The 22,856-nt window shown below is 64.5% G+C and carries 21 protein-coding genes and 1 other RNA gene; 14 read left to right on the top strand and 8 right to left on the bottom strand.

Annotated features, from left to right (window positions below):
* Positions 1–51: 51 nt before the first annotated feature.
* A complete protein-coding gene (locus tag HUN39_RS02280) occupies positions 52–1,590 on the bottom strand; it encodes an NAD(P)H-hydrate dehydratase (RefSeq protein ID WP_175092899.1) in 1,539 nt (512 codons plus the stop codon).
* A gap of 9 nt (positions 1,591–1,599) precedes the next feature.
* Between HUN39_RS02280 and HUN39_RS02275 the strand changes: the two genes are divergently transcribed.
* Complete coding sequence (locus tag HUN39_RS02275) at positions 1,600–2,229, top strand: transposase (RefSeq protein ID WP_332310708.1); 630 nt, start codon at positions 1,600–1,602, stop codon at positions 2,227–2,229.
* 17 nt (positions 2,230–2,246) lie between these two features.
* On the opposite strand, the gene ypfJ is transcribed toward HUN39_RS02275, so the two are convergent.
* Together ypfJ and HUN39_RS02265 are read right to left on the bottom strand one after the other, a co-directional pair.
* Entirely contained in the window at positions 2,247–3,140 is an 894-nt protein-coding gene (gene ypfJ / locus HUN39_RS02270) for a KPN_02809 family neutral zinc metallopeptidase (RefSeq protein WP_175092898.1), read from the bottom strand.
* 89 nt (positions 3,141–3,229) lie between these two features.
* A complete protein-coding gene (locus HUN39_RS02265; protein ID WP_175092897.1) occupies positions 3,230–4,072 on the bottom strand; it encodes a TIGR00282 family metallophosphoesterase in 843 nt (280 codons plus the stop codon).
* A gap of 122 nt (positions 4,073–4,194) precedes the next feature.
* Between HUN39_RS02265 and HUN39_RS02260 the strand changes: the two genes are divergently transcribed.
* Positions 4,195–5,379, top strand: coding sequence for an aminodeoxychorismate synthase component I (locus tag HUN39_RS02260; protein WP_175092896.1), 1,185 nt, complete (start codon positions 4,195–4,197; stop codon positions 5,377–5,379).
* Complete coding sequence (locus HUN39_RS02255) at positions 5,328–5,993, top strand: aminotransferase class IV (RefSeq protein WP_175092895.1); 666 nt, start codon at positions 5,328–5,330, stop codon at positions 5,991–5,993. Before HUN39_RS02260 ends, HUN39_RS02255 begins: the two co-directional genes overlap by 52 nt.
* A 38-nt stretch (positions 5,994–6,031) precedes the next feature.
* Here the strand turns inward: HUN39_RS02255 and HUN39_RS02250 are convergent, their stop codons facing one another.
* From HUN39_RS02250 to HUN39_RS02240, 3 genes are all read right to left on the bottom strand, one after another.
* Positions 6,032–6,859, bottom strand: a complete 828-nt coding sequence (locus HUN39_RS02250) for a sulfite exporter TauE/SafE family protein (RefSeq protein WP_175092894.1) — start codon at positions 6,857–6,859, stop codon at positions 6,032–6,034.
* 28 nt (positions 6,860–6,887) lie between these two features.
* Positions 6,888–8,162, bottom strand: coding sequence for a cell wall hydrolase (locus HUN39_RS02245; protein ID WP_175092893.1), 1,275 nt, complete (start codon positions 8,160–8,162; stop codon positions 6,888–6,890).
* Positions 8,163–8,319: 157 nt separating this feature from the next.
* Positions 8,320–8,736, bottom strand: coding sequence for a secondary thiamine-phosphate synthase enzyme YjbQ (locus HUN39_RS02240; RefSeq protein ID WP_175092892.1), 417 nt, complete (start codon positions 8,734–8,736; stop codon positions 8,320–8,322).
* 107 nt (positions 8,737–8,843) lie between these two features.
* On the opposite strand from HUN39_RS02240, the gene HUN39_RS02235 reads away from it, so the two are divergent.
* Positions 8,844–9,515: a Crp/Fnr family transcriptional regulator gene (locus tag HUN39_RS02235; RefSeq protein ID WP_175092891.1), complete on the top strand. Its 672-nt coding sequence runs from the start codon at positions 8,844–8,846 to the stop codon at positions 9,513–9,515.
* A gap of 43 nt (positions 9,516–9,558) precedes the next feature.
* Complete coding sequence (locus tag HUN39_RS02230) at positions 9,559–12,636, top strand: class I SAM-dependent DNA methyltransferase (RefSeq protein ID WP_175092890.1); 3,078 nt, start codon at positions 9,559–9,561, stop codon at positions 12,634–12,636.
* Positions 12,637–12,821: 185 nt separating this feature from the next.
* Here HUN39_RS02230 and ppdK read toward each other — a convergent pair whose 3' ends face one another.
* Entirely contained in the window at positions 12,822–15,500 is a 2,679-nt protein-coding gene (gene ppdK, locus HUN39_RS02225; protein ID WP_175092889.1) for a pyruvate, phosphate dikinase, read from the bottom strand.
* A 218-nt stretch (positions 15,501–15,718) separates the two neighbouring features.
* On the opposite strand from ppdK, the gene HUN39_RS02220 reads away from it, so the two are divergent.
* The 3 genes from HUN39_RS02220 to HUN39_RS02210 all read left to right on the top strand — a co-directional run bounded on the left by HUN39_RS02220 (position 15,719) and on the right by HUN39_RS02210 (position 19,332).
* On the top strand, positions 15,719–15,907 hold the full coding sequence (locus HUN39_RS02220) for a DUF1192 domain-containing protein (RefSeq protein ID WP_175092888.1): 189 nt from the start codon (positions 15,719–15,721) through the stop codon (positions 15,905–15,907).
* A 121-nt stretch (positions 15,908–16,028) separates the two neighbouring features.
* Positions 16,029–17,810, top strand: a complete 1,782-nt coding sequence (aspS, locus tag HUN39_RS02215) for an aspartate--tRNA ligase (RefSeq protein WP_175092887.1) — start codon at positions 16,029–16,031, stop codon at positions 17,808–17,810.
* Positions 17,811–17,847: 37 nt separating this feature from the next.
* Positions 17,848–19,332: a CoA transferase gene (locus tag HUN39_RS02210; protein ID WP_175092886.1), complete on the top strand. Its 1,485-nt coding sequence runs from the start codon at positions 17,848–17,850 to the stop codon at positions 19,330–19,332.
* Positions 19,333–19,348: 16 nt separating this feature from the next.
* Here the strand turns inward: HUN39_RS02210 and HUN39_RS02205 are convergent, their stop codons facing one another.
* Positions 19,349–19,678 (bottom strand): PepSY domain-containing protein, encoded by a 330-nt coding sequence (locus HUN39_RS02205; RefSeq protein WP_175092885.1) that lies wholly within the window; start codon positions 19,676–19,678, stop codon positions 19,349–19,351.
* 242 nt (positions 19,679–19,920) lie between these two features.
* Between HUN39_RS02205 and HUN39_RS02200 the strand changes: the two genes are divergently transcribed.
* The 6 genes from HUN39_RS02200 (at position 19,921) to HUN39_RS02175 (ending at position 22,843) form a co-directional block, all read left to right on the top strand.
* Positions 19,921–20,562: a 50S ribosomal protein L25/general stress protein Ctc gene (locus HUN39_RS02200; protein WP_175092884.1), complete on the top strand. Its 642-nt coding sequence runs from the start codon at positions 19,921–19,923 to the stop codon at positions 20,560–20,562.
* 64 nt (positions 20,563–20,626) lie between these two features.
* Positions 20,627–21,232 carry an aminoacyl-tRNA hydrolase gene (gene pth / locus HUN39_RS02195; protein WP_175092883.1) on the top strand — a complete coding sequence of 202 codons (606 nt, stop codon included), beginning with the start codon at positions 20,627–20,629 and terminating at the stop codon, positions 21,230–21,232.
* A gap of 59 nt (positions 21,233–21,291) precedes the next feature.
* Positions 21,292–21,649: a transfer-messenger RNA gene (gene ssrA / locus HUN39_RS02190) on the top strand.
* Positions 21,650–21,750: 101 nt separating this feature from the next.
* Entirely contained in the window at positions 21,751–22,356 is a 606-nt protein-coding gene (locus HUN39_RS02185; protein WP_175092882.1) for an SspB family protein, read from the top strand.
* Entirely contained in the window at positions 22,356–22,550 is a 195-nt protein-coding gene (locus tag HUN39_RS02180; RefSeq protein ID WP_175092881.1) for a DUF4169 family protein, read from the top strand. Before HUN39_RS02185 ends, HUN39_RS02180 begins: the two co-directional genes overlap by 1 nt.
* Complete coding sequence (locus HUN39_RS02175) at positions 22,547–22,843, top strand: ribbon-helix-helix domain-containing protein (RefSeq protein WP_175092880.1); 297 nt, start codon at positions 22,547–22,549, stop codon at positions 22,841–22,843. The genes HUN39_RS02180 and HUN39_RS02175 overlap by 4 nt, the downstream gene beginning before the upstream one ends.
* Positions 22,844–22,856 lie beyond the last annotated feature (13 nt).

The following is a 22,856-nucleotide window of genomic DNA, read 5'->3' as shown; positions in this document are numbered from 1 at the left end:
ATAGGGCCACGCTCGCGAAACGGACAAGAAAGAACCGCTCGCTTCGGCTGCCTATTTTTGTTGCGCCGCGCAGAGCTCCCGCCACACCTGCGGCAAGGCGGCGATGATATCGTCGGCGATCAGCCCCGGACCAAAAATCTCGGCGGCGCGCGCATGCATCCAGGCGGCGCAGGACGCGGCGAGGAAGCCGTCCATGCGCTGCGCCAGCAAGCCGGCGATGACGCCGGTCAAGACGTCGCCCGAGCCCGCGGTGGCGAGCCAGGGCGTCGCATAGGGAAGGATTGAGGCGCGTCCATCGGGCGCGGCGACGACCGTATCCGCCCCCTTGAAGAGCACAACCGCGCCGCTGGCGCGCGCCGCCTCGCGCGCCTTGTCGAGTTTCGAGCGGCAGCTGCAATCGGTCTCGCACGCGGCGAAGAGCCGTGCGAATTCGCCGGCGTGCGGCGTCATCACCACTGGACCTGGCGCAGCGCGCGTTGCGCGCCACAGCCGCTCTGGATCGCCGGCGAAGCTCGAGAGCGCGTCCGCGTCGAGGACCGCGGCGCGGCGATAGGCCTGCGGCGCAAGCGCCGTTTCGACCTGTGCGCAGCTTTCCTCGCTGACGCCTAGCCCCGGACCGATGGCGACGGCATTTTTGCGCTCGTCGGAGAGAACCTTGCCGAGGCCCTTCGCGCCATTGGCCGGCCGAACCATGACCGACGTGAGCGCGCTGGCGTTGACCGCAAGCGCTTCGGTTGGGCTGGCGAGCGTTACGAGACCCGCGCCGGCGCGCAAGGCCGCAGCCGCCGAAAGCCGCGCGGCGCCCGTAAAGGAGGCGCCGCCCGAAACGACCAGCGCATGGCCGCGCGAATATTTGTGGCCCTCGACTTTCGGCAGGGGCAGCGCGGCGCGCCAGAGCTGCGGCATGTTGACGAAAGTCTCAACGGCGAGCGAATCGAGCGCGGAGGGTCGAATGCCAATATGCGTGCAGGTGAGCGCGCCGCAATGCAGACGGCCGGGCAACAGCAGATGGCCGGTCTTCACGCGAAAGAAGGTGACGGTCGCGTCGGCCTCCACCGCCGCGCCGCGCACCGCGCCGGTCGTCCCGTCGACGCCGCTTGGAATATCGACGGCGACGACGTTCTGGCCGCTTTCGCGCCGCCAGCGGTTCAGGCGGCGGACGAGCGCGCTTGCGTTCGAATCGAGATCGCGCGCGAGGCCCGTGCCGAACAGAGCGTCGATAACGAGATCGATGCCGTCGAAGCTGCACTCGAGCGCGGAAGTGACTGGGCAGGGCCAGGCGGCGGCCGCTTGCGCCGCGTCGCCACGCAATTGGTCGAGCGGGGTCAGGGAGGCGACGCGCACTTTATAGCGCTGCGCACGCAGCAGCCGCGCCGCGACAAAGCCGTCTCCGCCATTGTTGCCCGGACCGCAGAGCACCAACACCCGACGCCCGCTGGTGCGTTGAAGAATTTGGCTGGTCGCACGCGCGATCGCCACGGCGGCGCTCTCCATCAGCGACATCGCCGGCACGCCGCTCTCGATCGTCAGGCGATCGGCGCGAGCCATTTGATCCGTCGTGAGGATTTCGAGCGGGAACGCGGAGGGCATGGCGCGATGGTGACCGAAGGCCGCCGCCCGCGCAATGGGCGCCGGCCCACAAGATGGACGCAAAGCCTGTTGACGCGGCGCCGCATTCCGCCGCGCCTCGGTTTCCGCTATGTCAGCGACATGCTGACCGCCGCGCTGATCGCCTTCGACTCTCCCGGCGCGCCATTGCGCCCGGCGGCCGTGGCGCGCAGCCTCGGTTCGCTCGTCGAATCGTGCGTTCAGGGACTGATCGCCGACGCACTGATCCTCGCCGCGCCGGGACGAGGCCTGGACGGGATCGCCGACGAAGCCGGCTGCGCGCTGATCGAAGCGCCGCACGCCGGCGACGGCTTGGCGCAGGCGCTGAAAGCGGCGCGGCGCGACCATCTTCTCCTTCTGCTGGCCGGTTTCGCCGTGGAGCGCGGCTTCGCCGAGGAAGCGCAGGATTTTTTCGCCCATGGCGACGCCAGCCGCGCCCGAACGCTTCGGCTGGCTCCGGATTCGCTGATCACCCGCCTTGCGCCGGGTCTGGCGCGTCCGGTCGGGCTCATTGCGCCAAAGAGCGCGCTCGCGGCGGCGGCCGAAGGCGCGGATTTGGCGCGACTTGTGCGAAAGATGCGGGGCGCCGATCTGACGACCCGCGCCCGCTGCGTCCTATAGGCGCGGCGTCCGGCCGATTAGCGCGCGAATGTATTGCAGGCGTCAATGCTGCCCGTGCGCAAGCCTTTCAGCAGCCACTGCGTGCGCTGCGCAGCCGAGCCATGCGTAAAGCTATCCGGCACCACATAGCCGCGAGTAGCCCTTTGCTGCCGATCGTCGCCGATCGCCTGCGCCGAAGCGACGGCCTGCTCAATGTCGCCTTCCTCGAGAATAGGCTTTTGCTTGTTGGCGTTGTTGGCCCAGACGCCGGCGAGGCAATCCGCCATCAGCTCCGCGCGCACCGAAAGCGCGTTGGCTTCCGAACGGCTGCTCGCCAATTGCTGCGCCCGCTGGATCTTCGGCAGAATGCCCATAAGGTTCTGAATGTGATGGCCCATCTCGTGCGAGATCACATAGGCATAGGCGAAATCGCCGCCGCCGCCGAACCGCCGCTGCATGTCGCGGAAGAAGGAGGTGTCCAGATAGATGCGCTGATCGAGCGGACAATAGAACGGCCCCATCGCCGACTGCGCCGCGCCGCAGCGCGACTGGGTGTAGCCATTGAAGAGAACGAGCCGCGGCGGCTGAAAGCGCACGCCCTTTTGTTCGGGAAGCACTCGCGACCAGACCTGCTCGTTGGAGCCCACCACCTTCGCGACAAAGCGACCCAGTTGATCGGTCGGCGCGCTTTGCCGCGGCGCCTCCTGGCGGGGCAAAGCCGCCTCGCGCTCCTGGCGCATATTGTTGATCATCTGCGCGCCGCCGATGAGAATCGCTGGATTGACGCCGAGCGCCCAACCGATCAGTCCAAGGATCACCATCGTGCCAAGGCCGATGCCGCCCGCGCCCATGCGAGACCCGCCTCCCATCATCGGTCCGGAGCCGCGACGATCCTCGATATTCTCGGACGACTGGAGATCTTCCCATTTCATCTTCGCGCTCCGGACCCGCGCCCGGGGGCGCTGCTCGATGAGCTATTTAAGCGAGCTTACTGCCTCTGGGTAGAGCGGCCCTCGGCGGCTCAAGACGCGTCCCATTCCTTCGGCCACTCTTCCCGCAGCCGGCCGCCGAGCCGCACCGGCGAGATCATGGTCGCCAAGCCGTCGGCGCCGATTTCGGCCGCCACGCCGCAGAAGGTCGCCTCGCCATTCGCGGGCTCAAAGCGCGCGCCGGGCGTCTTGCGCAGGAACCGACGAAGCGGCTCCTCCTTGTCCATGCCGACGACCGAGTCGTAATCGCCCGTCATGCCGGCGTCAGTCTGATAGCCGGTGCCTCCAGGCAGGATCTGCGCGTCGGCGGTCGGGGTATGCGTGTGCGAGCCGACCACCACGGACGCGCGGCCGTCGACGAAATGCGCCATCGCCATTTTCTCGCTCGACGCCTCGGCGTGCATGTCGATAAAAATGGCGTCGCATCCGACGCCAAGCGGGCAGGCGCCAAGCTCGCGCTCAATGGCGGCAAAAGGATCGTCGAGCGCGTCCATGAAGACCCGGCCGATCGGATTGACGACGAGCACTTGCTGCCCGCGCGCCGCCGTATAGAGGCCGGCGCCGCGTCCCGGCGCTCCCGGCGGATAATTGATCGGGCGCAGCAGCCGCGGCTGGCGTTCGATGAAAACCAGCGCCTCGCGCTGATCGAAGGCGTGATTGCCGAGGGTGACGCAATCGACCCCAAGGCCGAGCATTTCCTCACAAATGGCTTCGGTGATGCCAAAGCCTCCGGCGGCGTTCTCGCCATTGGCGACGACGAAGTCGAGCGCCCATTTTTCGCGCAGCCGGGGGACAAAGCGCGACAAAGCCGCGCGGCCCGAACGGCCCAGAACGTCGCCGATGAACAGAAAGCGGAGCGGCGGGGATTTCGACATAGGGCCTCATAGCCCGCGCGCGCAGCGAGAGCAAAGCGGATCGGAGGTTGCGCGACGACGCGGCGTTTCATAACTGGAGCCGGCTGATGTAACATCACATTCCATTGCGAGCCCCGCCAAAAATGCAAGACGCCGCCGAACGCCCCGCCGTCCTGACGCAAAAAGACGCGCCGGCGCGGCCTTACGTCGTTTTCGAAGACGGCCGCAGCGACGGACAGGCGCTGCTGTTCGAGGAGCCTGAGGAGATCATCGTCGCGCGCGCGGCGAAAGACGTCGCGGCGGCGTTCGAATGCATGGAGGCGGCGACCCGACGCGGCCTCTATCTCGCCGGCTACGCCGGCTACGAGCTCGGCTATGCGCTGGAGCCAAAATTCGCCGCTCAGGCGACGCCCGACGCGCAGACGCCGCTGCTCCTTTTCGGCGCGTTTCGAGCGCCGCGGCCCTGGTCGCTGCCGCCTGCCGAGAGCGCGGCGCCGAACATTCCGCTTTCCCCTGCCTGGACTCAGGAAGAGTACACGCAACGATTCAACACGTGCCGAGACTATATTTTCGCCGGCGATGTTTATCAGATCAATCTCACCTTCCCGCTGTACGGACGCTATGACGGCGATGCGCTTTCGCTTTATCGCGGTCTGCGCAAGCGCCAGCCGGTCGCTTATGGCGGGGTCGTGGCGCTGGAAGCCGAAACCGTCGTGTCGCTCTCGCCGGAAGTCTTCTTCGAGGCGCAGGACCGCGACATTCGCGCCCGTCCGATGAAAGGCACCGCGCAGCGCGGCGTGATGCCGACCGAAGACATGGCGCGCGCGCAATATCTCGTCGAAGACGAAAAATCGCGCGCCGAAAATCTGATGATCGTCGATCTTCTTCGAAATGATCTCTCTCGCCTCGCCGTCGTCGGCACGGTGAAAGTGACGGATCTTTTCACCATCCAAACCTATCCGACGCTGCATCAGATGACGTCGGGCATCGAGGCGCGGCTGCGCGACGACGTGACGCTGAAGGATCTGTTCACCGGGCTTTTCCCTTGCGGCTCGGTGACCGGCGCGCCCAAGATCCGCGCGATGGAAATCATCCGCGATCTCGAATGCGCGGCGCGCGGCGTCTATTGCGGGGCGCTCGGCGTCATCGCGCCTGATGGCGACATTCGTTTCAACGTCGCGATCCGCACGCTGACCATTTTCCCGGAAGGCGACCTCGTCTGCAATGTCGGCTCCGCCGTCGTCGCCGACTCCCGCGCGCGCGAAGAGTATGAGGAATGTCTGATCAAGGCGCGCTTTCTGACGGGCGCGAGAACGACTTCGGCCTGATCGAAACGCTGCTGTGGACGCGCGACGAGGGCTTCGGCTTGCTGGCCGAACATCTCGCGCGGCTTGCGGCTTCGAGCGCTGCGCTCGGCTTCGCACATGATGACGCGCGCATCCGCGACGCGCTAAACGCCGCTGTTGCGGGCGCGTCGAGCGGGCGCCTTCGCGTGCGGCTGGTCCTTGCGCGCGACGGAACGATCGAAACCAGCGTCACGCCGATTGAGCCGATTCCGTCCGATACCGTCTGGCGCGTCGCCTTCGCGAAACGGCGCTTTTCCTCCGCCGATCCGCTGTTGTGGCACAAGACGACGCGGCGCGCGCTCTATGAAGACGCGCTCGCCGAGGCGGCGCAGCGCTGCGGGGCCGATGAAGTTCTCTTTCAAAATGAGCGCGACGAGCTGTGCGAAGCGGCGCGCTGCAATCTCTTCGCGCCTCAGGGCGACATTTTGCTGACCCCGCCGCTGTCCTGTGGCCTGCTGCCGGGAACGCTGCGCGCCGCGCTCATTGCGCAAGGGCGCGCCTGCGAGTCCATCTTGCGCCTTGAAGATATTTCGCAGTCAGAGTTTTTTCTCGGCAATTCGGTGCGCGGGCTGGTTCGCGCGCGGCTTGTCGATTAACGGGCTAGCGGCCGAAAAAGCGGCTCCTCTCGCTCTCATCATCCATGCCGCCAGACTTTAACTGCGGAAATCAGCAGAATTCCTGCCAGCATGGGAAGCAAGATCGCGCTCGGGATAATGCCGAGCGCCCGTCCTCCAACGAATGTTCCGACGACCGAGCCAAGCGCCATAACCAATAGAAAACGGCGGTTTTGTCGTAGCACGGCGAAACTCCGGTCACGGCTATAGCGGGTGAAGCCCACGATCATCGTCGGGAGGCTGATGGCGAGGGAGAGGCTACCCGCGAGTTTGATATCCTCGCCGAACAGTAACACCAGCGTCGGAATCAGCAGTTCGCCCCCCGCGACGCCGAGAAGCGATGCGACGACCCCGATTGCGAATCCTGCCGCCGTCCCCGCGGCGACACGAAGACTACCGGTCGCAAGCGCTTGACCAGCTGTGTGCTGTTCGTGCCCAAACAGCAGCAGCGCTGCGATGCTGACCAGCAAGAAGGCGATGATGCGGTAGAGCGTCTCTGACCTGATGCGGGTCGCCCACCCAGCCCCAAGCCACGCTCCGAAGAGACTCCCAGCGAGCAGATTCAGAACCACCGGCCAATGAGCGGCGACGTCGCTCAGCGGCACCGTCGCCGCCCTAAAAGGCAACGCCGAAGCCACGACGATTAGGCTTGTCGCCTTATTAACAATGACGGCTTCGAGAGCAGGGAACCGAAACGCGCCAATGAGAAGCGGGAGCCGAAATTCAGCGCCGCCCAAGCCGATTAGACCGCCCAGGACTCCGATAATCGTCCCGCCGCCGAATGCCGCCGCTTTGTTGTTCCGCACGCTCGCCTCAGGTTCTTCTGCCGTGTGCAGGGAACATGCCATCGGGGCAGGCAGGGCCGCGGTAGAAAAATTACGTCTGTCCCGGCTTTAGTCGGTAGAAAATATGCCTGCCGATGACGTCCATCTTTCGGAGCGCGCGCGCCCAGCGCGGATGGGCGTAATTGGCGTGGTAATGCGTCGAACGGCCGACGTCGGAGATGTAGGTGCGACCAACCATGACCTCCTTGGCGACGCGCACCGCCTGTTCCCAGGCGTCGCCTTCGGTGATGCGAAGCGACCTGCCCTCGCAAGCGAAGGAGAACTGGCACCCACGATAGTGGCGCCGGTTCTGATAGACGACGCCGCAAACGCTCGACGGATAGAGGCCGCTCTGGACACGGTTGAGCACGACCTGCGCGACGGCCGCCTGCCCCGCCTCGGGCTCGCTGCGGGCCTCGAAATAGACCGCTTCGGCCAGACAGCGGGCCTCGCGGCCAAGCTTTTCCGGATCAATCGAAGCGGCATAATCCGGACGTGACGCGCTCAATTCCTTGCCTGGCGTCGATAGCGCCAGCGTCGCGCCGGGGAAAGACGACACTTCGATGGGCACGGCGTCCGGCTGCGCCGGCGTCGACGACCCCAGCGCGACGGCGCGCGGCGTCTGCGGGGATGCGCCATGAAGGGCGCGTTCGGTCTGCGCCTCCCGCGCAACGTCGCGGGGCGCGTCGGCGCCGGTCGGCGTCGAGATCGACGAACTCTGCGCCGGCGAGGCGGCCGCCATCGACTTTTGCGTCGTCGCCGGCTCCGGCGCGGAGCCCGCGTCCGCCTCTTCAAGCGCTTCGTCGCCTGGGGTTTTGCCGCGAGGCGCAAGCGGCGTCGCGGTCGGCCGCGTCGACTTGCCCTCAAGGCCGAAGGAAAGCGGCGGCGACTCGCTCAGCCCCAGATTCGCCGGCTGCGGCCGGCGCGTATCGAATCCGGGCCGCATGGCGACCACCGGATCGCCCTTATGCCGCCGATCGACCTGGGGAAAATGCTTCACATCGGGCTTGAGATCGACATGTGGCTCGCGCTCGTCGGGAACGCCCTCCTCCGGACCGCCGACGACAAGGCGCGCCTGCTGAATTTGGGCGCGCGTTTGGCCATAGAACCCGTAATCGCCGCTCGCCGCCTCGCTGAAGCCGAGCGTCAGCGCCCCTGGCGCGCGCGCCGCGAGCGGAGAAACGCGCCAATCGGCGACAGGGTCCTGCCCCGCGACCGCGGTGAACGAGACCAGCACGCCGACGCCGAGCGCCCAGGGCGCCGTTACGCTGAAAACCCAGGGCGCAACCCCTCTGCGCACGAAACGCGTTCTCGACTGACGACGCATAGACTGATCCATGTGCGACGGCGCGTCTGGCAAGGCGCCGCGATTTGCGTCGCTCCGCCCCGGATGCGATCCTTCGTAAAATCTTATCGTTCATTAGCCTTGCGGAACCGTTGCCGGCGCGGCGCCGCGATCGTGCCAGAATGACGCAATGGCGCGATCATTCGCCGATCAGATGCAGCGCGACCTCGCGCCGGTGCGGCCGCCGGCGGTGCTCGAAAAGAAAGACGCCCTGCCAAGTTCCAAGCGCCAGTGCGCCGCCAATGAGGGGGATCGAGAGCTGCGTCTGGGTGAGCGCGGCGCGGATATGCGCCGGCATGTCGTCGGCGCCTTCCGTATCATGGGCGTAATCCGCGCCTTCGGGCGCGAGCCGCGCGAAGACGGCTTCGAGATCGCGCAGCACGGTGGGATCGGCGTTTTCCTGAATGAGCAGCGACGCGGAGGTGTGGCGACAGAACGCCGTCGCCAGCCCCTGCGTCATGCGCGCGCTGCGCGCAAAGTCGCGGACAGCCTCGGTAAATTCGTAAAATCCGCGCCCGGATGTGTCGATCCGCAGGATTCGGCTCGTTTGTCGCATGGAGCGAATGTGCGAAAGCGCATGGGAAAGTCCAGTCCCGCAGGCTTTTTGAACGCTTGTCTTGGTTACGCGCAAAGGTTAAGCGCGGCGTAAGGATGGAAGCTGCAATGTCGGAACTGATCGATACGCTAATGAACTGGGCCGCGTCTGACACGGGAAAGACCGTCGGCGGGGTGGCGCTGACGGCGCTCGCCTGGGCCGAAGCGTCCACGGTCGTCGGCGCCGCTTACATGAAGCGGATGATCCCGCTGCGCATCACCGCGATGCTGGGCAATGTGCTCGGCGTGACCTTGGGGCTCATCATCGCCAGCCCGCCGACGATCGCCAAACATGCGATCAACCTGCCGCTCAACTTCACCCGCATGCGCGAAATGAGCAAGCTCATCGCCAGCGTGCGCGAAGCCAACGGCAGCGACCTGAACATCGAATGGCTGAAGCCCTTCATGCATCCGCGCACGCTGCGACGCGGCGAAGCGGTCTTCATGAAGGGCGACGAAGCCGACGAGGCCTTCGTCGTCGTCGAAGGACGCGTCGAAATCGTCGAACGCGGCGCGCTTCTCTCGCCCGGCGCCATTTTCGGCGAGATGGCGCTATTTACGACAAACGGCAAACGCACCGCGACGGCGCGCTGCATCGACGACGTCAGTCTGCTCGTCATCACCTATGAGCAGTTCGAACAGCTCTATTTTCAAAACCCCGAGTTCGGCCTTTATCTCGTGCGGCTGATCGTGCGCCGCTTCGAGATGAACCACCGCGAGGAAGAGCTGGAGAGCGCGTGAGGGAACGGCGCAGCCCGCGCGAATCGTGCTAGGTCAAGTTATTATGACGCCGTATGATTTCATCAAGAAATGGAAAACCCACGCGCTGACGGAACGGGCGGCGGCGCAGGAACATTTCATCGATCTCTGCCGGCTGTTCGAGCACCAGACACCGGCCGAGGCCGACCCGGCGGGCGAATTTTTCACCTTCGAAAAGGGCGCGGCGATTGTCGGCGGCGGCGACGGCTGGGCGGATGTTTGGAAAAGGGGCTATTTCGCCTGGGAATATAAAAAGCGCCGGCGCAATCTCGACGAGGCGATGACCCAGCTCACGCGCTACGCCGCGGCGTTGGAGCACCCGCCGCTGCTCGTCGTCTGCGATACGATTCGTTTCCAGATCGTCACCACCTGGACGAATCTCGAGACCAAGAAATACAGTTTCGAACTCGAAGACCTCGCCGACCCGGAAAAATTCAATATCCTCCGGGCGGTCTTCCATGATCCGGACGCGTTGAAACCGGCCCGCACGCGCGCGATGATCACCGCCGAGGCGGCGAAGAACTTCCAGACGATCTCCGACGCGCTGCAGCACCGCAATCCCGACCGCGAGGCGGTGGCGCATTTCGTCAATCAGCTCGTCTTCTGCTTTTTCGCCGACAGCGTGAAGCTTTTGCCCGAAGGATTGCTCAAGAAGCTGCTGCAGACGGCGGAGCGTCGGCCGCATAAATCCAAGGACTATTTCGACAAGCTTTTCGAGCAGATGGAAAAGGGCGGCGAATTCGATCTGACCGAAATCGCCTGGTTCAACGGCGGCCTGTTCGACGGGCGCCGCGCCCTGCCGCTGGAGCATGTCGAAATCCAGCTCCTCTTCGCGGCGACCAGCCTCGACTGGAGCCTCATCGATCCGACGATTTTCGGCACGCTGTTCGAGCGCTTCCTCGATCCCGACAAGCGCGCCCAGATCGGCGCCCATTACACCGGCCCCGACAAGATCATGCTGATCGTCGAGCCGGTCGTGCTGCGGCCGTTGAGGCGCGAATGGGACGCCGTGCGGGCGCAGATCGAGAAGGTCATGGCCCCGGCGCTGGAAGCGACGCCGCAAGCCAAGGACAGTAAGCGCGCCCATGAGAAAAGGATCGCCGCCGCGCGGGCCAAGGCCGAACTTCTGCGCGACGACTTTATCGACCGGCTGACCAAGCTGCGCATTCTCGACCCCGCCTGCGGCTCCGGCAATTTCCTCTATCTCGCGCTGCAGGGCGTCAAAGACATCGAATATCGCGCCATCAACGAATGCGAGACTCTTGGCCTCAACCGCCCGCTGACGCGCGTCGGCCCCGAGATTCTTCACGGGATCGAAATCAATCCCTTCGCCGCCGAACTCGCGCGCACGACGATCTGGATTGGCGACATTCAATGGTCGATCAAGAACGCCATCTATTCGCGCCCGCAGCCGATCTTGAGGAAGCTCGATTCGATCGAACGGCGCGACGCCGTGCTGACGGAGGATGGCAAAGAGGCGGAATGGCCAGAGGCCGATTTCATCATCGGCAATCCGCCGTTTCTGGGCGGGAAACTGCTGCGCAAGGGCCTCGGCGACGACTATGTCGAGACGCTTTTTAGAGCCTATGACGGCCGCGTCCCCGCCGAAGCCGATCTCGTCTGCTACTGGTTTGCGAAAGCATGGGCGGCGGTTCTCGCCGGCCGCGCCAACAGCGTCGGCCTTGTCGCGACGAATTCCATCCGCGGCGGCGCCAATCGCCGCCTGCTGGAGCCCATCGCGCAGGCGGGCGCGATTTTTGAAGCCTGGAGCGACGAGCCCTGGACCATCGACGGCGCCGCCGTGCGCGTGAGCATCGTGTGTTTTGCTGCATCCCAGAGCCCTCATGCTGAGGAGGCTGCGAAGCAGCCGTCTCGAAGCACGAGGGCGATGGAGGGCGCAACCTCGTCCTTCGAGACGCCGCCTGCGGCGGCTCCTCAGGATGAGGTTGCTTGTCGGTTGGACGGCGTTCCTGTGCAGACGATCAATGCTGATCTATCGGGGCGAGAGTTCGACATTACGCAGGCGAAGCGCCTTGCAGAAAATGAAGGCGTCGCCTTCATGGGCGATACCAAGGGCGGCGCGTTTGATGTTCCCGGCGAACTCGCGCGCGCATGGCTGCGGGCGCCGCTCAATACCAACGGCAGGCCCAATAGCGACGTGCTGCGGCCGTGGGTCAACGGTCTCGATGTGACGCGCCGTCCGCGCGATATGTGGATTATCGATTTCGGCTGGACGATGAGCGAGCAGGAAGCAGCGCTTTACGAGGAGCCCTTCGCTTACGTCTTCGAACATGTAAAGCCGGAGCGCGAAAAAAATCGCCGCGCAGCCTATGCGAGGAACTGGTGGCGGCATGTCGAGCCACGCCCCGCCATGTGGGCCGCGATCAAGGCTCTCTCAGCGCGTCATGCCCGCGCTTGTCGCGGGCATCCACGCAAGGCCGCCGCGCAGGATGGCGTAGATGGCCGGGACAAGCCCGGCCATGACGGTGGAAAGACGACGCGTTACATCGTGACGCCCGAAGTTTCAAAACATCGCGTTTTCGCTTGGCTTAGCCCGCCCACTCTCCCTGATCATAAGCTTCAAGTCATTGTCCGAGACGATGAAACAACTTTCGGAATACTCCTTAGCGAATTCCATCATATTTGGTCGCTTGCTGCCGGTTCCTGGCATGGAGTTGGCAACGATCCCCGTTATACAATCACCACAACCTTCGAAACCTTCCCCTTCCCCGAAGGGCTGACGCCGAACATTCCGGCCGAGACATACGCGGGCGATCCGCGCGCGACGCGCATCGCGGAAGCCGCGCGCGAACTCGACGAAGCGCGGCGCAACTGGCTCAATCCGCCCGACCTCGTCGACATCGTGCCGGAAGTCGTCCCCGGCTACCCCGACCGCATCCTGCCCAAGGACGCGCAAGCCGCCGCGACGCTCAAAACGCGCACGCTGACCAATCTCTACAATCAGCGCCCGCAATGGCTCGTCAACGCGCATGAGAAGCTCGATCGCGCGGTGGCGGCCGCTTACGGCTGGCCGGAGGATATTTCGACCGAGGACGCGCTCGCCAAACTGCTGGAGCTGAATCTGCATCGCAGCGCTGGATAACGCCATATCGTCGCAAGGTCATACGACGTCCGTTTGAACGACGGCTGTCATTCCCGACGCGCGCAACGCGCGCGATCGGGAATCCAGAGCAAGACCAACATTCTTGAACCGGCTCTGGATTCCCGGTCAGGCCTTCGGCCTGCCGGGAATGGCGGTCCAGGCGAACGGATCAGCCGGAATTCGTATCACGCCGTGCTCGACGCCTTTTCGCCAAGCGCCGCCTGGGCGGCGGCGAGCCGCGCGATCGGCACGCGGAACGGCGAACAGGACACATAGTCGAAGCCGATCTTGTCGAAGAAGGCGACGGAAACCGGATCGCCGCCATGTTCGCCGCAGACGCCGAGCGTAATCGTCGGATTCGCGGCGCGGGCGCGCTTGCAGCCGAGTTCGACGAGTTCGCCGACGCCTTCCTGATCGATCGTCACGAAGGGGTCGGCCGGCAGCAGCCCCTTTTCGACATAGGCGTTGAGGAAGGAGCCCGAATCGTCGCGCGAAATGCCGAGCGTCGTTTGCGTCAGGTCGTTGGTGCCGAAGGAGAAGAAATCCGCCGACGGCGCGATGTCGCCGGCGCGCAGCGCCGCGCGCGGCAGTTCGATCATGGTGCCGACGTGGTAGTTCGGCCTGATCCCGGTCTCGCCCTCGACGAGCTTCGCCATTTCGGCGACGCGCGCCTTGACGAGATCGAGCTCCGCGCGGGTGAAGACGAGCGGCGCCATGATCTCGATGTCGACGGGTTCGCCTGTCGAGAGAGAGGCTTCGATCGCCGCCTCGAAGATCGCGCGCGCCTGCATGTCGACGATCTCGGGAAAGATGACGGCGAGCCGCACGCCGCGAAAGCCGAGCATCGGATTGAATTCGGAAAGCTGCGCGGCGCGGCGGCGCAGCTTCACCGGGTCGGCGCCCATCGCCTTCGCCACGGCGGCGATCTCGGCATCCGAATGCGGCAGGAATTCATGCAGCGGCGGATCAAGCAGACGGATCGTGACCGGCAGGCCCGACATGATCTCGAACAGCTGCTTGAAGTCCTCGCGCTGCATCGGCAGTAGTTTCGCCAGCGCGAGGCGGCGCCCTTCGGCGTCATCGGCGAGAATCATCTCGCGCACCGCGACGATGCGCTCGCCTTCGAAAAACATATGTTCGGTGCGCGCGAGGCCGATGCCTTCGGCGCCGAAACGACGGGCGGCGCGCGCGTCTGACGGCGTTTCGGCGTTGGCGCGGATTTTCAGCCGCCGCTTCTGGTCCGCCCAGGACATCAGCACCGCGAATTCGCCGGTGAGCTCCGGCCGCTGCATCTTCACTTCGCCGGCGATCACCTGCCCGGCGGAGCCGTCGATGGTGATGCGGTCGCCATTGCCGAAACGCTTGCCGGCGACGGTAAAGCTCTGGTCCTCGTAGTCGATGCGCAGCGCGCCGGCGCCGGTGACGCAGGGCTTGCCCATGCCGCGCGCCACGACGGCGGCGTGCGAGGTCATGCCGCCGCGCGCGGTAAGAATGCCTTCCGCCCCATGCATGCCGCCGATGTCTTCCGGACTCGTCTCGATGCGCACGAGGATGATCTTGCGGCCGTTCGAGGCGAGCTTCGCGGCTTCTTCCGGATCGAAGACGATTTCGCCGACAGCGGCGCCCGGCGAAGCGGGGAGACCCGTGGCGAGAATATTGCGCTTCGCCGCGGGATCGATCGTCGGATGCAGCAATTGTTCGAGCGACTGCGGCTCGACGCGCGTAATCGCCACATCCTTGCTGATGAGGCCTTCGCGGGCCATGTCGACGGCGAGCTTGAGCGCCGCGCGCGCGGTGCGTTTGCCGGCGCGCGTCTGCAGCATCCATAATTTCCCGCGCTCGACCGTGAACTCCATGTCCTGCATGTCGCGGAAATGGCGTTCGAGCTTGTCGGCGTATCCCTTGAATTCGGCGAAGATCGCCGGCATCGCCGCTTCGAGCGAAATCTTTTCGAAGCCGGAGGCGTGGCTCGCGGACTGGGCGATCGGCTGCGGCGTGCGAATGCCGGCGACGACGTCTTCGCCCTGCGCATTGATCAGGTATTCGCCGTAGAGTTCGCGCACGCCGGTCGAAGGGTTGCGCGTGAAGGCGACGCCGGTCGCCGATTGCGCGCCCATATTGCCAAACACCATCGCCTGAATACTGACCGCGGTGCCCCAGCTTTCGGGAATGTTGTGCAGGCCGCGATAGACGATGGCGCGATTATTCATCCAGGATGAAAACACCGCTTTGATCGCGCCCCACAATTGCTCGCGCGGATCCTGTGGGAAGCTCTTGCCGGCGGCCTGTTCGACGATCGCCTTGTATTGCGCGGCGACCTTGCGCCAATCGTCGGCCGTCAGCTGCGTATCGAGCGCGAAGCCCTTGCTCTCCTTGATTCTCTCCAGCGCTTCCTCGAACTCGTGATGTTCGACGCCGAGCACGACGCTAGAATACATTTCGATGAAGCGTCGGTAGCAGTCCCAGGCGAAGCGTTCGTCGCCCGCGTTGCGCGCGAGCGCTTCCACGGTCTCGTCGTTGAGGCCGAGATTGAGCACCGTGTCCATCATCCCGGGCATTGAGGCGCGGGCGCCCGAACGCACCGAGACGAGCAGCGGCTGCTGCGGATCTTCGAAGGCGTGCTCGGCGACGCGGCCGATATCGGCAAGCGCTTCGTCAACCTGCCCGGCGAGATCGGCGGGAAAGGTCTTGCCGTTGGCGTAAAAATAGGCGCAGACCTCGGTGGTGATGGTGAAACCGGGCGGCACTGGCAGTCCGAGCGCCGCCATTTCAGCGAGATTGGCCCCTTTGCCGCCCAAAAGCTCTTTCATCGACGCCGATCCCTCGGACCGACCGGCGCTGAAACTATACACCCACTTTGTCATACCTATTTCGTCCGGCGAGAGAGGCGGGCGCGGGACGCGCCGCGCCTTGGCGGTCTTGGGCGCTTCCGGCCGCGCCGCGGCCGCCGACGCCCCGCCTGCGTGGATCATCAAGCGCGCCGGAAGTTACGCTCAAATGACGCGCGTCCACAAGTTGGCGCGCGACTCCTCAGGCGCTATTTTGGCCAGCGATCGAAGAAATCCAGCCGAGGTCCGCGGTGATGAAAAGCGAACAGGATGACGCGCCGCGTCCCGCGGCTTTCGAGCTCGGCCAGCCGCTCGATCTGCTGTCCGTCGCCGAACTCGACGAGCGCATCGAGCGACTGCGGCTAGAGATCACCCGGCTCGAGGCCGCCCGCGCGGCGAAACAGGCGGCGAACGCGGCGGCGGAAGCGTTCTTCAGGAAATAGCTCTCCCGCCCGACGGGGCTCGGCTTGACAGCCGACGATGGCCCATGCCCTTTCTGCGCGCGAAAACGCCCGATCGTTCCGGGATCCCGTCCTTTTACACCTCCACCCCATGAGCCGACCCTTGCATCGCTACCGTTCGCATAATTGTGGCGCGCCCAATGAGGCGCTCGTCAGCGAAAAAATCCGCCTTTCCGGCTGGTGCCATCGCATCCGCGATCACGGCGGCGTGCTGTTTATCGACTTGCGCGATCACTACGGGCTGACGCAATGCGTCGTCGATCCCGATTCGCCCGCCTTCGCGCAGGCGGAGAAACTGCGCTCGGAATGGGTGGTGCGGCTCGACGGCGAGGTGCGGAAGCGCCCCGCCGGCACCGAAAATCCCGACATGCCGACAGGACAGGTCGAGGTTTACGTCAACGAAATCGAGGTGTTGGGCGCCGCCGCCGAATTGCCGGTGCCGGTCTTCGGCGACCAGCCCTATCCCGAGGACACGCGGCTCAAATATCGCTTCATCGACCTGCGGCGCGAGAAGCTGCATCAGAACATCATGCTGCGCGGCCGTATCGTCGATTCGATCCGCATGCGCATGAAGCAGGCGGGCTTCTTCGAGTTCCAGACGCCGATTCTGACCGCCTCCTCGCCCGAGGGCGCGCGCGACTTTCTCGTGCCCTCGCGCCTGCATCCGGGGAAATTCTACGCGCTGCCGCAGGCGCCCCAGCAGTTCAAACAGCTCATCATGGTCGCCGGCTTCGATCGCTATTTTCAGATCGCGCCCTGCTTTCGCGACGAGGACGCGCGCGCCGACCGCTCGCCGGGAGAGTTCTACCAGCTCGACGTCGAGATGAGCTTCGTCACGCAGGAGGACGTGTTCGGCGCGATCGAGCCGGTGCTGCGCGGCTTGTTCGAGGAGTTCGCCAACGGCAAGGCGGTCACGCAGAAATTTCCGCGCATTTCCTTCCGCGAGTCGATGCTCAAATATGGCACCGACAAGCCGGATCTGCGCAACCCGCTGCTCATCGCCGACGTGTCCGAGGAATTCGCCCGCGAGGACGTGAGCTTCAAGGCGTTCAAAGGCAAGACCGTGCGCGCCATACCCGCGCCGGGCGCCGCCGCCCAGCCGAGAAGTTTTTTCGACAAATTGAACGACTGGGCGCGTAGCGAAGGCGCGCCGGGCCTCGGCTATGTGATCTTTGAGGAAGAGGCCGGCGCGCTCGCCGGCAAGGGGCCGATCGCGAAATTCATTCCCGCGGAGGCGCAGGCCGCGATCGCCGCCAAGGCGGGCGTGAAGGCAGGCGACGCGGTGTTCTTCTCCGCCGGCGAAGAGACCGCCGCCGCAAGGCTCGCCGGCATGGCGCGGCTGCGCATCGGCGACGAACTCGGCGTATCGAAGAAAGACGTCTTCGAATTCTGCTGGATCGTCGACTTCCCGATGTACGAGTGGAACGAGGACGAGAAGAAGGTCGACTTCTCGCACAATCCCTTCTCCATGCCGCAAGGGGGCATGGAGGCGCTGGAAAGTCAGGACCCGCTCACCATCCTCGCCTACCAATATGATATCGTCTGCAATGGCGTCGAATTATCGTCCGGCGCGATCCGGAACCATCGTCCCGACGTCATGAAGAAGGCGTTCGAGATCGCCGGCTATGGCGAAGATGTGCTGATCGAGAAATTCGGCGGCATGTATCGCGCCTTCCAATATGGCGCGCCGCCGCATGGCGGCATTGCGCCCGGCGTCGACCGCATCGTCATGCTGCTCGCGGAAGAGGAAAATTTGCGCGAAGTGACGCTGTTCCCGATGAATCAGCGTGCCGAGGATTTGCTGATGGGCGCGCCGTCGGAAGCGACGATGAAGCATCTGCGCGAACTGCACATCCGGCTGAATCTGCCGGAGACCAAGGCGTAGCGACAGTCGCCAAGGCGCGCGTTGCGGAGTTGAAGACTTGTACAGCGCGCGGCAAAAAGAAATTCTCGCGGCGATCGCGCAAGGACTGAACCTACCTCAACATTCGTCGCCTGTTCACGTCGATCAGACGCCTGGCTATGTCGACTCGCCCATCGAGGTTCATGACTTCGCCGTCGCGCTGATGGGCGCGATCGGCGCAACAATCGCCTCGATCGGCGAGAGTCGCGGCCTGGGCGCGCAGCAGGTGCGAATCGATCGGCGGCACGCCGGCCTGCTGTTCAACGAGATCGCTTATTTCTTTCAGAGCGGCTGGCAATTCGACATCAGCGCCGTCCATACGGCGGTGAATAATTTCTATCGCACCCGCGATGGACGGCGCATCTTCTTCAACGGCGCCTATCAGCATCTGCGCGATGGCATATTGCGCTATCTCGACTGCCCAAACGAGCGTGAAGCCATCGCCAAGAGCGTTGCGCGCTTTGACGCGCAGGCGCTCGAGGACGCACTTTCGGCGCTTGGTCTCTGCGCGGCGTTCCTGCGAAGCCCCGAGGAGTGGCGCGCGCATCCGCAGGGTCGCGCGATCGGCGATACGCCGCCGATCGAGCTTGTGCGGCAGGGCGACGCAGCGCCCGTGCCTTTCACGCCTGCCGCCGCCCGGCCGCTCGAGCGGCTCCGTGTTCTCGATTTCACGCATGTCGTCGCCGGCCCGACGATCGGCAAACTGCTGGCGGAGCATGGCGCCGACGTCATTCACTGTCGCAACCCCTATCTCGACCATATTCTCGGCTTCGACATCGACACGTCCTTCGGCAAGAAGACCGCCTATGTCGACCTGCGCGCCGACGCCGATCGCACCCGCGCGCTCGATCTCGTTCGCGACTGCGACGTTTTCGTGCAGGGATTTCGCTGGGGATCGCTGGCGAAGCAAGGATTCGCGCCGCAGGAGCTGTGGAGGATCAACCCGCGCCTGATCTACGTCGAGGTCAACGCTTACGGTTTTCAGGGCCCCTGGGCCGAGCGGCGCGGTTGGGAGCAGCTCGCTCAGGCCGCGACCGGCCTCGCCGCCATGCACAGCGCTGAACTTGGCGAGCCGGCGCTCATTCCCGCCTATTTCAATGATTACGGTTCAGGCTGTCTCGGCGCGCTCGGGGTTCTTTCCGCTCTACTGCGCCGCGCAGATGAAGGCGGCCGCTGGATCGTCCGTGTGTCGCTCGCCAGGACGGCCATGCTCGGCATGCGTTTCGCCGTCAACGCGGAAGCGCCCATTCCCATCAGCCAGCACGATCTCAATCATTATCTGGTCGATCAGGACTCCCCACTCGGTCTGTTGACGAGGGTTGCGCCGGCGATTCAGTTGGAGAAAACCCCACCCTATGTGGATCGCGCCGGAAGCTTTCCAGGCTCCTCAACGCTCGACATCGGGTGGGGACCTGATCCTATCGCGGCACACGCGCCGCCGCACCGGCCAACGTCGATCTTCCGGCGCGGCGTCGCGCATATGCGCGGACGGCAAATCCTATGACCGCCCGAGAGGCGCGTTAGTAGGTATCGCGCCTGTTGTCACGGGTGTTATCGCGCTTGTTGTACCGTCCGCTGCCATAATATTTGTTGTCTTCGAGCTCCTTGCTTGTCATCTTGAAATTGCGATCGAAGGTGAGATCGTAACGCTTCCCGTCCTGACATTTCGCATTGTCGACTTCGAATCTCCCATCGTCGAATTCCATCTTGCCGCCGGAACACTGCGCGTCCTTCATCGCTGAACGGATGCTGGATTTCTCTTCGCGGGTGAGCCGACGGTCGGCCTGAGCAGGCGTCGCCGCCATGCCGACGAGCCCAAGAAGCGCGATGCACGTCACGAGAGTACGCATGTTCGAACCCTTTCTCTTGCAGCCGGAAGCAAGCCACGGCTGCGCCATGCCGCTCAAAGGCGAGCGAGCGATCTGCGGCCATATGAGGCCCCAGCCGCGATGGAAAAGGGGGTCGCGCGCCGGTTTTCGGCCCTCCGCCTTGCCTCTCATGGCTTGCTCCCCTATAAGCGCCGCGGCGCCTGCGTTTCCGACACCCCTGGAGGCGAAGCAGCGCCTTTTCTTTTGATTTAAAGGACACCGAAATGGCCGAGACCAAGAAGCTCGCGGCCACGGTGCGCAGCGGGACAGGCAAGGGGGCCGCCCGCAGCGTTCGCCGTGAGGGCCGTATACCAGCAGTACTCTATGGCGGCGGCGAAGCGCCGCAGCCGCTCTCGCTCGAGAAGAAGAGCCTCTCTCAGCTGATTTTCGCCGGGCACTTCCTTACGACGATCTTCGAGCTCGACATCGACGGCAAGAAGGAGCGCGCCATCCCGCGCGACTATCAGCTTGACGTCATCAAAGACACGCCGATGCACGTGGATTTCCTGCGCCTGAAGCCGGGTTCGCGGCTGCGCGTGCAAGTGCCGGTGCATTTCACCAACCAGGAAGCGGCGCCTGGCATCAAGCGCGGCGGCGCGCTCAACATCGTCTATCACACGGTGGAGATGTGGGTGCCGGCCGACAATATTCCGGAGGCCATCACCGCCGACCTGACGGGCCTGGATTTCAACGATTCGCTGCATATTTCGGCGATTCCGCTGCCGGAGGGCTGCAAGCCCACGAATCCCGACAAGAATTTCACCGTCGCGAGCCTTACGCCGCCGGCGGGCGGCGGCGCCGAGGAGGCTCCGAGCGCGGCAGCTGCGCCTGCGGCCGCTCCCGCCAAGGAAGAAAAGAAGAAGTAAGCGCTGCAAAGCTTACCGTGATAATGGCCGGGTTCGCCCGGCCATTTTTATGTCAGAGGCTCACATGCTGCTCCTTGTCGGACTGGGCAATCCCGGACGCGCCTACGCCAAGAACCGGCACAATATCGGCTTTATGGCGCTCGAAGCGATCGCCAAGCGACACGGCTTTCCACAAGCGCGGGCGCGCTTTCAAGGCCTCGTCAGCGAAGGGGCGATCGGCGGCGAAAAGGTCATGCTGCTGCAGCCGCAGACCTATATGAACGAGAGCGGCCGTTCGGTCGGCGAAGCCGCGCGTTTTCACAAGATCGGCCTCGATGAGATCGTGGTCCTTCACGACGAACTCGATCTTGCGCCGGCCAAGTGCCGGATCAAGACAGGCGGCGGCGTCGCAGGCCACAACGGGCTGCGCTCGATCACCGCGCATATCGGCAACGACTATAAGCGGCTGCGGCTCGGCATCGGCCACCCCGGCGATAAGGCGCTGGTCCATGCTTATGTGCTCAGCGATTTCGCCAAAAGCGAGGAGCCCTGGGTGGCTGCGCTCTGCGAAGCGATCGCCGAAAACGCCGGACTGCTCGTCAAGGGCGACGACGCCGGACTGCAAAACCGGCTGCACCTCGCCATGGACGCGAAGGGCTTTGGCGAGGTGAAGCGCGTCGGCGCGCAATAGGCCAGGCTCGTTCGCGCCACACGCCACCTCGGCAAAAGCGCTGAAGACGCAGACGGCGGGGACTTTCACAAAATCCCGCAAGCGCCTATATTCAATTTGCCGGCGCTTGCGTCGGCTATGGCGATAAACGAACACCGTAATAAACCATTCGGACCCGGGGGCGGTACCCGGCGCCTCCACCAAAGCCCGTCCGCGCGGCGGGTTTTGGCGGGGGCGAAATAGGATTGACGAGGGTGTAAAGGGTGATTTTTTGCTCGGCATGATACCGCCGTTATCGGGTCAAACTTATAGTTGCCAACGACAACTATGCTCCGGTGGCCGTCGCCGCGTAATGCGGCGCCCAAACTGGGAATTAAGCCCTAGGGGTTAGCACTTCTAGGCGGGGTCAGGAGGCGCCTGGCAACAGAAGCCTCCACTTCAATTTTCTCGCGCCGCGCCGCCGTGATGCAAGCGCGGCAGACATGGCGGTCGGAAGCGATAGCCGGTCGACCATACGGATGGCAGTCTGGCGCGACGCAATGACTAAAGACATTATTCGCTACGATCTTCTCGTTCAGGACGCCATGCGCGGCGTCATGCGCAAAGTGCTGGGCGACGTCGCCGAGAGCGGCTATCTGCCCGGCGACCATCACTTCACCATCAGCTTCCGCACCGATGCGCCTGGCGTCACGATTTCGCGCCGCCTCGCCGAACAATGGCCGAGCGAGCTGACGATCATCCTGCAGCATCAATATTCGGATCTGGAAGTCGACGAAGAAGGTTTCGGCGTCACCCTATCGTTCCGCTCGGTCGCCGAGCATCTCTACGTGCCCTTCTCGGCCGTCACCGGCTTTTTCGATCCTGCCGTCGAATTCGGCCTGCGCTTTGAGAGCGCGGAAGACGCGCTTGAGGAAGGCGAAGAGGAGGACGCGCCTTCCCCAGGACCGAGCCTTGTTGCGAAAACGCCGGACTCGGTAAAGGCGTTCAAGCCGGCCAAGGTCGAGCCGGTAAAATCAGAGCCGGCCAAAGCAGAGCCGAACAAGACGCCGAGCGCCGACAGGCAAAAAAAACTTAAGCCGGTCGAAGCGAAGGAAGACGGCGACGACAAGATCGTCTCGATCGACGCCTTCCGCAAAAAGCCCTGATGGGCGACGTCGTCAATCTGCGGCGCGCGCGCAAACAACGCGACCGCCGCGTCAAGGACGACGCCGCGCAAGCGAAGCGCGCAGCCTTCGGGCGCGCCAAATCCGAGCGGGAGTTGACCGCCGCGCAGGCGCAGCTGGAAAGCGCCAGGCTGGAGGCGCATAGGCGGGAACCGGAATCGGACGATCAGGCGTGAGCGAGGCGCAGGCGCCTCAAGACGCTAATGGCCGCCGAGTCGTCAAGCATTCCGTCGTCATCGCCGGCCACCGCACCAGCGTCTCTCTTGAAGATGCTTTCTGGCGCGCGCTGAAAGACATCGCCGCGCAGGAGGGCGTCTCGCTCGCGGGACTCATCGCCCGCGTTGACGCCGGGCGCGGCGAGGCGAACCTGTCCTCGGCGCTGAGGGTGTTCGTTCTGGAGCGGGCGCTGGAATTACACCCTCCCCTCGAGGGGGAGGGTCGGCCTGCAAAGCAGGCCGGGGTGGGGTGAACGCCGCCAGGCT

The organism is Methylocystis silviterrae (assembly GCF_013350005.1).
Lineage (GTDB): Bacteria > Pseudomonadota > Alphaproteobacteria > Rhizobiales > Beijerinckiaceae > Methylocystis > Methylocystis silviterrae.
This window is presented reverse-complemented; position numbering and strand designations above follow the sequence as displayed.